This is a genomic window from Streptomyces sp. LUP47B (assembly GCF_001746295.1).
GTDB lineage: Bacteria > Actinomycetota > Actinomycetes > Streptomycetales > Streptomycetaceae > Streptomyces.
Genome location: NZ_MJAH01000001.1, coordinates 1,050,302 through 1,063,873, shown reverse-complemented (window position 1 = coordinate 1,063,873; position 13,572 = coordinate 1,050,302). Strand labels below are relative to the sequence as shown.

14 protein-coding genes and 1 pseudogene are annotated in these 13,572 nt (G+C 71.0%); 7 read left to right on the top strand and 8 right to left on the bottom strand.

Annotation, left to right across the window (positions count from 1 at the left end):
- Positions 1 to 40: 40 nt before the first annotated feature.
- Positions 41 to 817 carry a GNAT family N-acetyltransferase gene (locus BFN33_RS04775; protein ID WP_069758549.1) on the top strand — a complete coding sequence of 259 codons (777 nt, stop codon included), beginning with the start codon at positions 41 to 43 and terminating at the stop codon, positions 815 to 817.
- Between the two features lie 164 nt (positions 818 to 981).
- Here the strand turns inward: BFN33_RS04775 and BFN33_RS04770 are convergent, their stop codons facing one another.
- Together BFN33_RS04770 and BFN33_RS04765 are read right to left on the bottom strand one after the other, a co-directional pair.
- Entirely contained in the window at positions 982 to 1,863 is an 882-nt protein-coding gene (locus BFN33_RS04770) for a GNAT family N-acetyltransferase (protein WP_069758548.1), read from the bottom strand.
- Positions 1,864 to 2,094: 231 nt separating this feature from the next.
- Positions 2,095 to 2,358 carry a GlsB/YeaQ/YmgE family stress response membrane protein gene (locus tag BFN33_RS04765; RefSeq protein ID WP_069758547.1) on the bottom strand — a complete coding sequence of 88 codons (264 nt, stop codon included), beginning with the start codon at positions 2,356 to 2,358 and terminating at the stop codon, positions 2,095 to 2,097.
- A gap of 231 nt (positions 2,359 to 2,589) precedes the next feature.
- On the opposite strand from BFN33_RS04765, the gene BFN33_RS04760 reads away from it, so the two are divergent.
- Entirely contained in the window at positions 2,590 to 4,035 is a 1,446-nt protein-coding gene (locus tag BFN33_RS04760; protein ID WP_069758546.1) for a hydrolase, read from the top strand.
- Here BFN33_RS04760 and BFN33_RS04755 read toward each other — a convergent pair.
- Both BFN33_RS04755 and BFN33_RS04750 read right to left on the bottom strand, forming a co-directional pair.
- Positions 4,028 to 4,572 (bottom strand): annotated as a pseudogene (locus BFN33_RS04755) (hypothetical protein). The gene BFN33_RS04760 and the pseudogene BFN33_RS04755 overlap by 8 nt on opposite strands.
- A gap of 43 nt (positions 4,573 to 4,615) precedes the next feature.
- Complete coding sequence (locus BFN33_RS04750) at positions 4,616 to 5,167, bottom strand: GNAT family N-acetyltransferase (protein WP_069758545.1); 552 nt, start codon at positions 5,165 to 5,167, stop codon at positions 4,616 to 4,618.
- 28 nt (positions 5,168 to 5,195) lie between these two features.
- Here BFN33_RS04750 and BFN33_RS04745 point away from each other — a divergent pair, with 28 nt between their 5' ends.
- Complete coding sequence (locus BFN33_RS04745) at positions 5,196 to 5,933, top strand: phosphotransferase (protein WP_256122629.1); 738 nt, start codon at positions 5,196 to 5,198, stop codon at positions 5,931 to 5,933.
- Positions 5,934 to 6,000: 67 nt separating this feature from the next.
- On the opposite strand, the gene BFN33_RS04740 is transcribed toward BFN33_RS04745, so the two are convergent.
- From BFN33_RS04740 to BFN33_RS04730, 3 genes are all read right to left on the bottom strand, one after another.
- Positions 6,001 to 6,441: an SPW repeat protein gene (locus BFN33_RS04740; protein WP_069758543.1), complete on the bottom strand. Its 441-nt coding sequence runs from the start codon at positions 6,439 to 6,441 to the stop codon at positions 6,001 to 6,003.
- A 133-nt stretch (positions 6,442 to 6,574) separates the two neighbouring features.
- A complete protein-coding gene (locus tag BFN33_RS04735) occupies positions 6,575 to 7,948 on the bottom strand; it encodes a deoxyribodipyrimidine photo-lyase (protein ID WP_069758542.1) in 1,374 nt (457 codons plus the stop codon).
- A gap of 36 nt (positions 7,949 to 7,984) precedes the next feature.
- On the bottom strand, positions 7,985 to 9,511 hold the full coding sequence (locus BFN33_RS04730; protein WP_069758541.1) for an SDR family oxidoreductase: 1,527 nt from the start codon (positions 9,509 to 9,511) through the stop codon (positions 7,985 to 7,987).
- Positions 9,512 to 9,730: 219 nt separating this feature from the next.
- Here BFN33_RS04730 and BFN33_RS04725 point away from each other — a divergent pair, with 219 nt between their 5' ends.
- A complete protein-coding gene (locus BFN33_RS04725) occupies positions 9,731 to 9,919 on the top strand; it encodes a hypothetical protein (RefSeq protein WP_069758540.1) in 189 nt (62 codons plus the stop codon).
- Between the two features lie 25 nt (positions 9,920 to 9,944).
- Here BFN33_RS04725 and BFN33_RS04720 read toward each other — a convergent pair whose 3' ends face one another.
- Positions 9,945 to 10,865 carry a LysR family transcriptional regulator gene (locus tag BFN33_RS04720; RefSeq protein WP_069758953.1) on the bottom strand — a complete coding sequence of 307 codons (921 nt, stop codon included), beginning with the start codon at positions 10,863 to 10,865 and terminating at the stop codon, positions 9,945 to 9,947.
- Positions 10,866 to 11,003: 138 nt separating this feature from the next.
- On the opposite strand from BFN33_RS04720, the gene BFN33_RS55405 reads away from it, so the two are divergent.
- From BFN33_RS55405 to BFN33_RS04710, 3 genes are all read left to right on the top strand, one after another.
- Positions 11,004 to 11,087: a putative leader peptide gene (locus tag BFN33_RS55405; protein ID WP_350760414.1), complete on the top strand. Its 84-nt coding sequence runs from the start codon at positions 11,004 to 11,006 to the stop codon at positions 11,085 to 11,087.
- Positions 11,088 to 11,208: 121 nt separating this feature from the next.
- On the top strand, positions 11,209 to 12,318 hold the full coding sequence (gene sfnG / locus BFN33_RS04715; protein ID WP_069758539.1) for a dimethylsulfone monooxygenase SfnG: 1,110 nt from the start codon (positions 11,209 to 11,211) through the stop codon (positions 12,316 to 12,318).
- A gap of 13 nt (positions 12,319 to 12,331) precedes the next feature.
- Positions 12,332 to 13,549, top strand: a complete 1,218-nt coding sequence (locus BFN33_RS04710) for an acyl-CoA dehydrogenase family protein (protein WP_069758538.1) — start codon at positions 12,332 to 12,334, stop codon at positions 13,547 to 13,549.
- Positions 13,550 to 13,572 lie beyond the last annotated feature (23 nt).

The window sequence follows — 13,572 nt, the reverse complement described above, 5'->3', positions numbered from 1 at the left end:
CGCCATTGCCGCGGAGGCGTCCGGGTGATGAAGTGGGCCCATGGATCATGTTGCGGTACTCGCCCTCTTCGACCGGGACATGCGCGAAGGCGCCCAGCCGGACGGTCCCGGTGCCCGTGTCGAGCGGGTCGGCGGGGTGGTCCGCCAGGTCGCCGCCGAGCACGGCTGGAACGGCGTCGTCTGGTCCGACCTGGACGAGTCGAGCGCCGACAAGGCGATCGCCGAGCAGATCGCGTACTACACCGGGCTCGGCCGTGAGTTCGAGTGGAAGCTGTACGGTCACGACCTGCCGTTCGACCTCGGGCAGCGCCTCAGGGCGGCCGGGTTCACCGCCGAGCCCGAGGAGACGCTGATGATCGCCGAGGTCGCCGACCTCACCCTGGACGTCGAACCGCCCGAGGGGATCCGTTTCCTTCCGGTCACCGACCGGGCGGGCGTCGACCTCGTGGCGGACGTGCACGAGAAGGCCTTCGGCACCGACAGCTCCCGGCTGCGGCACCAACTGCTCGCCCGGCTCCAGGACGACCCCGATACGGTGGTCGCCGTCGTCGCGCTCGCCGGGGACGAGCCGGTCAGCGCGGCCCGTATGGAGCTCGTGCCCGGCACCCGCTTCGCCGGCCTGTGGGGCGGCGGCACCGTCGAGAGCTGGCGCGGTCGCGGGATCTACCGCGCCCTGGTGGCGCACCGGGCCCGCGCCGCCGTGGAGCGTGGATACCGCTACCTCCAGGTCGACGCCATGGCCACGAGCCGGCCGATCCTGGAGCGCCTCGGCTTCGCGCCGCTGACGATCACGCAGCCGCACGTGTACCAGCCGTAGTACCCGGCGGCCGGGACAGCCGTAGAGCCCGGCGGCAGGGATGCCACATCCGGGCCCGCCCGGTCCGTCGCACCGGTATGTCGTGTGCGCTCGCTCCGGCGACGACGATGCTCTGTTTCCGGTACCTCGCCCCGGCCGCACTGTGGGCCGCGACGGCCCGGTGATCACAGATCGAGCTGGTACTCCACGGACTTGTGCGTCGGCAGGTATCCGAGTGAGTCGTTGACGGCGAGCATCGGCTTGTTGCTCTCCGCGGTGTCGGTGCACAGCCCGGACAGTCGAGGGTGCCGTTCGAGGGCGTGGCGGACGGCCGCGGCCTTCATCCAGCGGGCGAGTCCCTTCCCGCGGTGCTCGGGCAGCACGGCGGTGCCGTAGTGCTGGCCCTCCGCCGACCCGTCACCCGCCACGACCAGTTCGGAGAAGCCGACCACGCTGCCGTCCGTCGCGTCCACGACGGCGACGGTGTGCAGCAGCTCGCCGCGTCGCGCGATCGCCTCCGCGGCCGCGACCACGCGCTCCACGTCCCAGACGACCTTGCCGAAGTCCGTGCCCTCCATCGGCATGTCGTCCATCGCCCGCCGCGAGTCGGCGAAGGACCGCGCCAGAGCGTCCGGCACGGTGCCCTCCCACTCGGTCAACCGGTAACCGGGGTGCGGCAGTTCGACGAGTGCGTCGATCGCGGCACGGTCGACGTCGGCCAGCGGGAGCCGGGCGTACGTGAGCGCCAGGACCTGCCGGAATCCCCGCGCGGCCAGGAACAGATCGGCGGGGGAGCCCTGTACGGCCTGCGCGATCACCGACCGCCGCCGTTCCGCCTTCGCGGCGCCCACGGCGGCCTTCAGCAGCCCGCTTCCGACGCCTTGGCGCCGCTCGGCGCCGTGCACGGCGAGTTGCAGTTCGGCGAGGTGCTCTTGGCCCTCTTTCGTGAACAGCCGCAGGAAGGCGGACCCGAGCGGGACCCCGTCGTCCCCGGAGGCCAGCCACGCCAGACGACGGCTTGAGGCGGAGGGTTCGGGGTCGGCGAGCGGAGTGATGTGGAAGGGCAAGCGAGGCTCCGTCACGGGAGGAGGGGCGGCAGGAGGTTGAAGCCTGCCGTCGCACTCCGGCGGGCGCAACGGGATTTGCCGGCGGGGGCACTCCCACTCGTCGGAGCCCCACACTCGTCTGACCACTCACACTCGAGGCACCAGCCCTCAGGGCACACGCGCGGCGCGCCGGAGACTCCGACGCGCCGCGTTCTCTCACGTGCTGGGCTGATGCCTTGTCCCGTACGACCCTCAGCGGCGCGCCTTCGACCGGTCCAGCGCCGCCACGCCGATCGCGGCGAGGCCGATCTGGATGAGCCACTCCACCCAGTCGACGCCCTTGGTGTCGGCCACGTCGAAGGCCCCGGCGATCGCCGAGCCGATCAGCGCGGCCACGATGCCGACCGCGATGGTCCACAGGATCCCGATGCGCTGACGGCCCGGAACCACAAGCCGGCCCAGGACACCGATGACTATGCCGATCACGATGGCACTGATGATGCCGTCGACTTCCATCTCCGCCCCCTTTTCCGATGAGCCCCGCTGCAGTCCGGATGCCCGCTGGGGGCGGCCTCAGTCCGGCTCCGTCCCAACCGCCGGTCAACACCCGGTCAATCCTGGCCGGGAGGACCGGACGATTCTGTTCAGCCCCCTTGGTGTCATGTACCGTTCAAATTGATCAGGTATCTATGCGCGTAGTCCCTTCCCTGCATCACCCTTCCCCAACTCCTCACGGAGGTATGCCGGATGCTCGGACTTACCGTTCCCCGCCACAGACTCGGCGCGGTCCTCGCCGGATTCAGCCTTGTCGCCGCAGGTGTCGCCGTGCAGGCCGCCACCCCCGCCGCCGCTGCCACCCCGCACCGGATCCTCTTCGACAACGCCCACGCCGAGACGGCCGGCAACGCGGACTGGATCATCTCCAGCAGTCAGCCCGACCCGCTGAGCGAGGACTCCTCGCCCTCCGCCGAGACCGACTGGACCGGTGCCCTCTCCTCCTGGGGCGTCGCCCTCCAGAAGACCGGCGACTACAGCCTCAAGACCGCGACGAGCGCCCTCACTTACGGCGGCTCCGCGGCCACCGACCTGTCGAACTTCGACACCCTGGTCCTGCCCGAGCCCAACACGCTCTTCACCACCGCCGAGAAGACGGCGATCATGACCTTCGTGAAGAACGGCGGCGGCCTCTTCATGATCTCCGACCACACCGGCGCCGACCGCAACAACGACGGCGAGGACGCGGTCGAGATCCTCAACGACCTGATGACCAACAACAGCGTCGACTCGACCGACCCCTTCGGCTTCTCCATCGACTCGCTGAGCATCAGCTCGGACTACCCGAGCGCCATCAGCGACAGCAGCAACCCCGTTCTGCACGGCTCCTTCGGCACCGTGACCAAGAGCCTGATAGCCAGCGGCACCACGGCCACCCTCAAGCCCGCCGACAACTCCGCCGTCAAGGGCCTGCTCTACCGCACCGGTTACTCGGGCAACACCGGGGCCTTCTTCGCGACCAGCACCTTCGGCAGCGGCCGCGTCGCCTTCTGGGGCGACAGCTCACCCATCGACGACGGCACCGGCCAGTCCGGCAACACCCTCTACGACGGCTGGAACGACTCCGGCGCCACCAACGCGGCCCTCGCCCTGAACGCCACGGAATGGCTGGCCGGTGGCAGCAGCAGCAGCGGCGGCGGCGATGACGGCGGCGGCGGTGCCGGCTGCACGTCCGCCCAGCTCCTCGGCAACAACGGCTTCGAGTCCGGCAGCAGCACCTGGAGTGCCACCAGCGGCGTGATCACCAACTCCGGCGACGAGTCCGCCCGCACCGGCTCCTACTACGCCTGGCTCGCCGGCTACGGCTCCGCGCACACCGACACCCTCTCCCAGTCGGTGACCGTCCCGGCCTCGTGCACCACGGCCACGCTCAGCTTCTATCTGCACGTCGACACCGCCGAGACCAGCACCAGCACCGCCTACGACACCCTCAAGGTGCAGGTCCTGAACAGCTCGGGCACGGTGCTGAGCACCCTGGCCACGTACTCGAACCTCAACGCGGCCTCCGGCTACACCCAGCGCAGCTTCAGCCTGGCGGGCTACGCCGGCCAGACCGTCACCCTCAAGTTCACCGGCACGGAGGGCTCCACCCTCCAGACGTCGTTCGTCGTCGACGACACGGCACTGAACGTCAGCTGAGCCCCGCCGGGACCCACCCGGTCGCGGCCGTCACCTCGGCCGCGATGTCGATCACCGTGCGCCCGTCGGTCACCACGCGCAGCGTGCCGGCGGGCGCACGCTCGTCCAGCATCCGTGCCTTGCGGGCACTGCCCCGCAGCTCCTGCTCCAGCTCGGAGCCGAGCTCCCGCCCGGTCAGCCGCCGCTCGGTCGTCTCGTCGCTCGCGGTGAGCAGGACCCTTACGATCCGGACGCCGTCGCCCATCGCCCGCCGGAACACGCCCGTCGACTCCTCCAGCACGCTCAGGGTGTTGGTGTGGACGAGACGCCGGTAGCCGAGTTCGGCGTAGTTCCCCCACACCGCGGTCAGGTTGCGCTCAGCGATGGCCGCCCGGTGCGGATCGCCTCGGGCGCCGGATGCACCTGCCCCATGAAATCGCCGTCGATCACCGCATGGGCGACCCGAGCGGCCCGCAACCGCGCCGAGACCTCCCAGCCCACGGTCGTCTTGCCGACTCCGGCGCGTCCTCCGATGAGCAGTACCTCCGCGTGATCCATACGGCGAGCGTGGCACGCCAAGTCCCCGCGGGGCCACGGTGTTTCAGGCACGCAGGCGCCACGTGCGCAGGACGATCTCCCGGCCGCGCGACACCCGCCTGACCGGCGGCTCGTCCGTGAGCTCGAACGCACAGGACCGGGCGACCGCCTCACTCGCCGCGTTGGCCGCGTCGATGCACAGCACCACCCGGCGGGGCCGGATCTCCCGGACCGCATACTCGGCGGCGAGGCGCACCGCCCGCCCGGCGAGGCCCTGGCCCCGGTGGGCGGGCCCTATGCCGTAGGCGAGCTCCAGGTCACGTTCGTCCGAACCACTGCGGAACAGCAGCACCTCCCCGCGGGGCAGGAGCCCGTCCGTGGTGACGGCCAACTGGATCTTCCGTCCTTCGGCCTGTCCCTCCCGCGCCCCGGCGAGATAGGCGCGCCCGGCGTCCAGGTCGAACGGCGAGGCCACCGGCGTCCAGCGGGCCATCTCCGGATCGTCGTAGAGCGCGACCAGGTCGGCGAGGTCGGTGTCCGCCCACTCGCGCAGCCGGACGCCGTAGCCTTCGAGACGTGCGGGCGGGACGAGGGTGAAGGTCCTGTTCGTGTCCATGGGTCGATCCTGCCCCGGGAGGCGGTCGGTGGAGGAGTCGGTGCTCGGCGGTGGCGCGGTCAACGAGGTCGTCCGGGTCGGAGAGACCGTGCGGCGCACACCGTCACAACGGTCGGCGTTCGTACGGGAGTTGCTCGCACTGTTCGAGAGCGCCCGGTGGCCGGGCGCGCCCCGGTTCCTCGGCATCGACGAACACGGCCGGGAGACGTTCGGCTACCTCGAGGGAAGGGCCGCGGTGACCTTGCCCGAGCGCGTCCCCGCCCGAGACGACGAAGCCCTCGTGGAGGTCGCCCGACTGGTCCGGGCCTTCCACGACCTGACCCACGGGACGCCGCTGGCCGGCGACCGGGATGTCGTCTGCCACAACGACCTCGCGCCCAAGAACACCGTGTACGCCGTGGCGGACGGCGTATGGCGCCCTTCGGCCTTCATCGACTGGGACCTGGCCGCCCCCGGCGCCCGGATCCACGACGTCGCCCACGTGTGCTGGCAGTACCTGGACCTGGGGCCGGCCGTCACCGACGTGGCGGAGGCCGCGCGCCGGATCCGGCTGGTCTGCGACGCCTACGGCCTCGACGGGCGGGACCGGCTGCTGGACACGGTGCTGTGGTGGCAGGACCGGTGTCGGCGGGGGATCGAGGCCGGGGCGCTGCGAGGCGAGCCTGCCATGGTCGGGCTGCGGGAGCAGGGGGCCGTGGACGAGGTACGGGCCGCGTGGGAGTGGGTCGCCGCTCATCGGCGCGAGCTGGACTCCCACCTGGGGTGACGACCTGTGGAGGGGGGCCGGTCCAACGAGCGTGGACCGGCCCCTGCACTGCTGGGTCGAGGATCCTCTACGGCTTGGGGGCGCTCTTCGCCGCCGTGACGGTGCACATCAGCCCCAGGATCACCGCGAGGGCGCCGATGATGATGTTGTTCAGCGCCACACCGGCGTCGGGGCTCTCGCCGACGACCCAGGGGGCGATGATCATCCAGACGCCGACCGCGCAGAAGGCCCAGCTGAGGCCGTACATGCGCTCGGGGGTCTGGGTGAACCCGAGGGCCAGCAGACCGATCGCTATGCCCACGATGAGGTTGTGGGTCACGAGGGCGGGCTGGCTCGTCGTGTAGTGGAGTATCCAGGGGGACACGGCGCAGTACAGACCGAGCAGGAACACCGGTCCGTCCACGAGCGCCACATCACGACCGCCGAGCATGCGGGCGTAGCGTTCCCGCATTTCTGGAGCGTCGGGGTGGCTGGTGATGTCACCTCTGGTGTGCGAGACGTTGGCCATGACTCGTCTCCTTCGACTTACTGGCCTGACCGCGTCTGGTGCGGTGTGCGGTTAGCGCCGCCTGCATACATTCTGCTCTTATTTTTCCTTTATGTGTAGCGGTGGCGGCCCGTCTCCCGGTTCCCGGCCGGTCTCAGTCACGGCCTCGGGCCCGCTTGAAGCGGGCGAGCCCCTCGGGCAGCTCCACGATCGGATCCGGATAGTCGACGGCGGCGCGGTCCAGGCCCCGCAGCTTCCACGGCTCGTGCACCACGGGCGCCCGCAGCTTGGCCAGCTCGGGCACCCAGCGGCGGACGTAGGCGCCGTCGGGGTCGTACCGCTTGGCTTGACTGACGGGATTGAGAACGCGGTTGGGCCGGGTGTCGGTGCCGGTACCCGCCATCCACTGCCAGTTGAGCTGGTTGTTGGCGAGGTCACCGTCGACCAGCAGCTCCAGGAAGTGCCGGGCGCCGACACGCCAGTCCACGTACAGCGTCTTGGTGAGGAAGCTCGCCGTGAGCAGACGGCCACGGTTGTGCATCCACCCCTCGTGGCGCAGCTGACGCATCGCCGCGTCGACGATCGGGTAGCCGGTGCGCCCCTCCTTCCACGCCTCGATGTCCTCGGCGGCGGCCCGCTCGGAGCGCCAACGGTCGTGCCGGGTGCGGTAGTCGGCGCCGGCCGCGGCGGGGCGGGCCGCGAGCACCTGCCGGTTGAAGTCGCGCCAGGCGAGCTGCCGTACGAAGGCCTCGGCACCCGGACCGCCCGCCCGGCGCACCCGGTGGACGAGTTCGACGGGCGAGAGGGTGCCGAAGTGAAGGTGCGGGGAGAGCCGGGAGGTCGCGTCGCCGGCCAGGTCGTCGTGGCGGTCCTCGTACGCGGTCACGCCCTCCCGGAGCCAGGCGGTGAGCCGCTTGCGGCCCTCCCTCTCACCGCCGGCGGCGAGTCCCTGCGAGAGTCCGGACAGCTCGTCACGGGACGGCAGGAGCTCGGACCTGACGCCGGCCGGGACCCGCACGGTCCTCGGGGCCGCGAGCGGGTCCCGCAGCCGCTCCTGGGACCAGCGCCGGAAGTAGGGGGTGAAGACGGCGAAATGGTCCGAGCCGGCCGGCGCCACGGCGCCGGGACCGACGGCCGTGGTCACCGTGTCGTGGACGTGCAGCAGTACGCCCTCCGCCTCCAGGGCCCGGCGCAGCCGCTCCTCCCGCCGGTGGGCGTGGGCGCTTACGTCGGACGCCATGTGCATCTCGTCGGCGTCCGCCTCGGCGGCGACCTTGCACACCTCGTCGACGAGGCCGCCGTGGCGCACGACCAGCCGGCCGCCCCGCTCGCGCAGACCGGCGTCCAGGTCGCGCAGACAGTCGGCCAGGAACGCCAGCCGGTTGGGGGCGGCGAATCCGGCTTCGTCCACGGCCTGGTCCCGCACGAACAGCGGGACGACCTGCTCGGTGCCGTCCAGGGCGGCTCTGAGCGGTGGGTGGTCGTGCAGCCGCAGATCGCAGGTGAACAGGACGACCGAGATGCTCATGGTGCGTACTCCGGGATGCAGAGAGGAGCCGGGAGGTCAGTGGGCAGGGGTGTGCCGCGGATCGCGGGCCGTCGAAGCCGCCGCGGCCCGGGCGATGTTGCGGGCCATGCCGCCGAAGACGATCGCGTGGAAGGGGGAGACGCTCCACCAGTAGGCCTGGCCGAGCAGACCGTGCGGATGGAACAGGGCGCGCTGCCGGTAGCGGGTGCGGCCGTCCTCGTCCGTGACCACGCCCATCTCCAGCCAGGCCAGGCCCGGCAGCCGCATCTCGGCCCGCAACCGCAGCAGCCGGCCGGGCTCGATCGCCTCGACACGCCAGAAGTCCAGCGAGTCACCGACCCGCAGCCGGGCCGCGTCCCGGCGCCCGCGGCGCAGGCCGACCCCGCCCACCAGCCGGTCCAGCCCGCCCCGCACCGCCCACGCGAGCGGGAAGGAGTACCAGCCGTTCTCGCCGCCGATGCCCTCGACGACCCGCCACAGCGCCTCCGGCGAGGCGTCGACCCGGAGCTCCCGGTGGTCGCTGTAGAGACTTCCGCCCGCCCAGTCGGGGTCGGTGGGCAGCGGATCGCTGGGGGCGCCCGGCACCGAGGCCGACGACCACCGTGTCGTGACCCGTGCCTCCCGCACCCGCTGCAGAGCCAGTCGTACGGCGTCGTCGAAGCCGATCGGACGACCGGGCGGGCCGGGGAGATGGCGGGCGATGTCGTTCTCGTGGCAGACCACCTCGTGCCGCAGCGACTCGGTGAGCGGCCGGGCGATCGAGGCGGGCACCGGTGTCACCAGGCCCACCCAGTGGCTGGAGAGCCCGGGGGTGAGCACCGGCACCGGAAGGATGATCCGGCGCGGCAGTCCGGCGACCGCCGCGTACCTGAGCATCATCTGCCGGTACGTCAGCACCTCCGGTCCGCCGATGTCGAAGGCCCGGTTGACGTCCGACGGCATGCGGGCGCCGGCGACGAGGGCCCGGAGCACGTCGCGGACCGCCACGGGCTGGATGCGGGTGTGCACCCAGCTCGGGGTGACCATCACGGGAAGGCGTTCGGTGAGGTACCGCAGCATCTCGAAGGACGCGGAACCCGAGCCGATGACGACGGCCGCCCGCAGGACCGCGGTCGGGACCCCGGAATCGAGCAGGATGCGGGCCACCTCGGCACGGGAACGCAGGTGCGGGGAGAGTTCGCGCTCGGGCACGCCCGCCGGGGTGAGCCCGCTCAGGTACACGATCCGCCGCACGCCCGCGATCCGGGCCTGCTCGGCGAAGATCCGCGCCGCCCTGCGGTCGGTCTCCTCGAAGTCCTTCCCGGAGCTCATCGTGTGCACCAGGTAGTACGCCACATCCATCCCGGCCAGTGCGCGGGCCACGGACGCGGCGTCGGTCACGTCACCGGCCACCACCTCGGCACGGTCGGCCCACGGTTGGTCGCGCAGCCGGTCGGGGGAGCGGGCCAGACAGCGCACCCGGTGTCCCGCCGAGAGGAGTTCGGGGACGAGCCGGCCGCCGATGTACCCCGAGGCGCCGGTCACCAGGCAGCGCAGTCCCTCTGGCGTGTCGTCGTGCTCCATCGGCCCTCGGTCCTCCGTCCGGTTCCCCCCTGCTGATCACTTCCGTGCCCTGGCTCGCTTCGGATGCGGTAGGCGTGAACTGGCCGACGGGGCGACCGCGGGCGCGGTTCCTGCCGACGGCCGACGCCGGTGAAACGGAAACGCGGGGTCGGGGACATGATCGCGCCCATCCCGGGAAGCCGCACTTTTACGAGACAGGACGGTTCGGGTCGTACATCGATGCTGGAGGTGTTCGCCGCTATGGGCGCGAAGGTGTTGGAGCGGTTTCCTGCGGGAGCTCCTCGCGGATCGTGGCCGGCGGAGGAGTTCGCGGCGGAGCGACGGGCCAAGGGTGAGCCCGCGACCGTCGTGATGGATCTGAAGTCGGACGCGTTCCTCGTGGTCGTCCCGGGGCGGGACGACGACTGAACGAGCATGCTCCTCCGCGGGGCGCTCAGCCGGGCGGGGTGAGCGTCCCGCCCAGGTGCCGGGCCCGGCGGACGAACACGTCGTGCAGGTCCCGGGCCGCCTGCGGCACGGACTCGGCCCTGCGGCGCTGAAGCATCAGCAGCACCCGGGTCGCGTCGCCCTCGATCGGCCGGTGGGTGATCGTGCCCTGCCGCTCCAGCGGATCCCCGACCACGCTGAAGTCGGGCAGCACGGTCACCCCCAGCCCCTCGGCCACCATCAGCTTGCCCATCTCGGCGCCGTCGGTGGAGTACGCGTAGGACGAGCGGCGATGGCCCAGCAGCCGGTGGACGAAACGGTGCATGACATAGCCGGTGCGCATCGCGATCAACGGCTGGGAGAGCAGGTCGTCCACCGACACACAGGTCCGCGCGGCCAGCGGACTGTCGGGGCGCAGGCACACCACCGGCCGCCCCCGCAGCAGCTGCGTGGACTCGAATCCCGCGGGCGTGTCGTCGCCGTCGAGGTGATTGACCAGGCCGAGGTCGAAGCCGCCCTCGGACAGGGCCCGGTGGATGTCCGTCTGCTGCGCGCCGACCACCTCGACCTGGGTGACCGGGTGAGCGGCGCGGAAGTCCTCGACCGCCGGAATGAGCAGCGGCACGGTCGCCGCGTTCACCGTGCCGACCCGGACCATACGGCTGATGCGGTGCTGCTCGCCCGCCGCCGCCCGGAGCCGGTCCACCGCCTCCAGTACGCCGACGATGTGCGGCAGCAGCTCCCGGCCCTCCGCGCTCATCGTCGCCCCGGACCGCTTGCGCTCCAGCAGGTCGACGCCGAGCTCCCGCTCCAGGTTCCGCACGGTCTCGCTCAACGCGGGCTGCGACAGGCGCAGTTCGTCCGCCGCCCGGCGCAGTGAACCGAGCCGCGTCACCGCGGCGATGTATTCCAGCTGTTCCGTCCGCATGCCCCGCAGAATGCGGGTCATTTCCCGCCCGGTTCAAGGGTTTCCCTGTCACACGTTCGTGAAATTCAATGGTCCGCGATACGAGACCGGTCGGGTTTTCCTTGACGCCTCTCGCCACCGGCTGTCACGATCGACGACATGAAGATGCGACTGGACCTCACGCGGCGACGCCATGTCGACCTCGCGCGCGTCTCCAGTGCCTCCTGTTGCGCCGCGGCCTGATCAACCTCCTGTGATCCGCCGCGCTTTCCCCCTTTCTGAGGCTTTCCCCGCCTGAATTCCCTGTGCCCGCGCACCTCTTGAATTCGGCGTGCCCGAAAACATTCCGCAACAGGAGTCACGTATGCCTGCCGCGCCCGTGAAATTCGCCTACTGGGTCCCCAACGTCAGCGGGGGACTGGTCACCAGCAAGATCGAGCAGCGCACCGACTGGGGCTACGACTACAACCGCGAACTCGCCGTCCTCGCCGAGAACAACGGCTTCGACTACGCCCTCAGCCAGGTCCGCTACATGGCCAGCTACGGCGCCGAGTTCCAGCACGAGTCGACCAGCTTCAGCCTCGCCCTGCTGCTCGCCACCCAGCGCCTGAAGGTCATCGCCGCCGTCCACCCCGGCCTGTGGCACCCGGGCGTCCTCGCCAAGCTCGGCGCCACCGCCGACCACCTCTCCAAGGGCCGCTTCGCCGTGAACGTCGTATCGGGCTGGTTCAAGGGCGAGTTCACCGCCCTCGGCGAGCCCTGGCTGGAGCACGACGAGCGCTACCGCCGCTCCGAGGAGTTCATCACCGCCCTGCGTAAGATCTGGACGGAGGACCACGCCGAACTCGGCGGTGACTTCTACCGGTTGCGGGACTTCTCCCTCAAGCCCAAGCCCCTCAACACCGAGGACCGGCCGCACCCGGAGATCTTCCAGGGCGGCAACTCCAGCGCCGCCCGCGCCATGGCCGGCCGGGTCTCCGACTGGTACTTCTCCAACGGCAAGGACTTCGACGGAGTCGTCGAGCAGATCACCGACGTCCGCAAGTCCGCCGCCGAAGTCGGGCGCAGCGCACCGAAGTTCGGCCTCAACGGCTTCCTCATCGCCCGGGACACCGAGGCCGAGGCCCGCGAGACGCTGAGGGAGATCGTCGCCAAGGCCGACACGGAGGCCGTCGAGGGATTCGGCGCGGCCGTGAAGCAGGCCGGCCAGTCCACCGGCGACAAGAAGGGCATGTGGCAGGACTCCACCTTCGAGGACCTCGTCCAGTACAACGACGGCTTCCGCACCGGTCTCATCGGCACGCCGGAGCAGATCGCCGAGCGGATCGTCGCCTACAAGAAGCTCGGCGTGGACCTGCTCCTCCTCGGCTTCCTGCACTACCACGAGGAGGTCGAGTACTTCGGCAAGCGAGTGCTGCCACTCGTGCGGGAGCTGGAGGCCCAGCTCCCCGAATCCGTTCCCGCACAGATCTGAGGAGGTCACTGAGATGAGCACCGTCACGAACACCGACTGGCAGAACCACCCCGCCCCCGAGACCGCCCAGGACTGGATCGCCCGCGCCGCCGAGGTCGCCGCCGTCCTCGCCACCGACGCCGCCGAACGCGACCACGCGGGCGCCACGCCGTACGCCGAGGTGCAGCTCCTCAAGGACGCCGGCCTCGTCACCCTGCTCGGCCCCACCGAGCACGGCGGCGGGGGCCAGGACTGGCCCACCGCCTACCGGGTCGTCCGCGAGGTCGCCAAGGCCGACGGCTCCATCGGCCAGCTGCTCGGCTACCACTACCTGTGGTTCTGGGCCGCCCGCCTGGTCGGCACCCGGGAACAGTGGGAGCACGTCGAGGCCGAGGCGTCCCGCAACCGCTGGTTCTTCGGTGGCGCGGTCAACCCGCGCGACAAGGACGTCGTGGTGACCGAGGACGGCGACGACCTCGTCTACACCGGCCGCAAGTCCTTCTCCACCGGCAGCAAGGTCTCCGACGTCACCGTCCTGGAAGGCGTCCTGGAGGGCACCGACCAGCACGTCTTCGCGATCGTGCCCTCCGACTCCGAAGGCCTGACCTTCCACGACGACTGGGACAACATCGGTCAGCGCCTCACCGAGAGCGGCGGCGTCACCATCGACGGCGTGCGCACCCCGTGGTCGAGCGCGGCCGGATATGTCGACAAGGTGTTCCAGCCGCGCGTCTACAACACCCTCAATGTCCCCACCATCCAGCTGGTCTTCGTCAACTTCTACCTGGGCATCGCGGGAGGCGCGCTGGAGACGGCAGCCACCTACACCCGTGAGAAGTCCCGCTCCTGGCTGCACGGCGGCTACGAGCGCGCGGTCGACGAGCCGTACGTCATCGACATCTACGGCGACCTCACCGCCAAGCTCTGGGCGGCCGAGGCCCTCGCCGACGCCGTCGCCGCCGAGGGGCAGAAGCTCCACGACGACCCCGAGGCGGTCACCGAGCAGACGCGAGGGGACTTCGAGGTCCGGGTGGCCGCGGTCAAGGCCCGCGCCACCGACGTGGCCCTGGAGATCTCGAACCGGATCTTCGAGGTGACGGGCGCCCGCTCCACGGCCACCTCGGAGGGCCTGGACCGGTTCTGGCGCAACGTCCGCACCCACACCCTCCACGATCCCGTCGCGTACAAGCGGCGCGAGGTCGGCCGCTGGGTCCTCGAAGGCGAACTGCCCGAACCCACCTGGTACTCCTGACCGCTTCCCCCGGGGGCGCCCCC

Bases quoted from the DNA above. Each gene is read 5' to 3' on its own strand.
- BFN33_RS04775 (WP_069758549.1), top strand. From the start codon at position 41: ATGGATCATGTTGCGGTACTCGCCCTCTTCGACCGGGACATGCGCGAA.
- BFN33_RS04765 (WP_069758547.1), bottom strand. From the start codon at position 2,358: ATGGAAGTCGACGGCATCATCAGTGCCATCGTGATCGGCATAGTCATC.
- BFN33_RS04760 (WP_069758546.1), top strand. From the start codon at position 2,590: ATGCTCGGACTTACCGTTCCCCGCCACAGACTCGGCGCGGTCCTCGCC.
- BFN33_RS04750 (WP_069758545.1), bottom strand. From the start codon at position 5,167: ATGGACACGAACAGGACCTTCACCCTCGTCCCGCCCGCACGTCTCGAA.
- BFN33_RS04740 (WP_069758543.1), bottom strand. From the start codon at position 6,441: ATGGCCAACGTCTCGCACACCAGAGGTGACATCACCAGCCACCCCGAC.
- BFN33_RS04735 (WP_069758542.1), bottom strand. From the start codon at position 7,948: ATGAGCATCTCGGTCGTCCTGTTCACCTGCGATCTGCGGCTGCACGAC.
- BFN33_RS04730 (WP_069758541.1), bottom strand. From the start codon at position 9,511: ATGGAGCACGACGACACGCCAGAGGGACTGCGCTGCCTGGTGACCGGC.
- BFN33_RS04725 (WP_069758540.1), top strand. From the start codon at position 9,731: ATGCTGGAGGTGTTCGCCGCTATGGGCGCGAAGGTGTTGGAGCGGTTT.
- BFN33_RS04720 (WP_069758953.1), bottom strand. From the start codon at position 10,865: ATGCGGACGGAACAGCTGGAATACATCGCCGCGGTGACGCGGCTCGGT.
- BFN33_RS55405 (WP_350760414.1), top strand. From the start codon at position 11,004: ATGAAGATGCGACTGGACCTCACGCGGCGACGCCATGTCGACCTCGCG.
- sfnG (WP_069758539.1), top strand. From the start codon at position 11,209: ATGCCTGCCGCGCCCGTGAAATTCGCCTACTGGGTCCCCAACGTCAGC.
- BFN33_RS04710 (WP_069758538.1), top strand. From the start codon at position 12,332: ATGAGCACCGTCACGAACACCGACTGGCAGAACCACCCCGCCCCCGAG.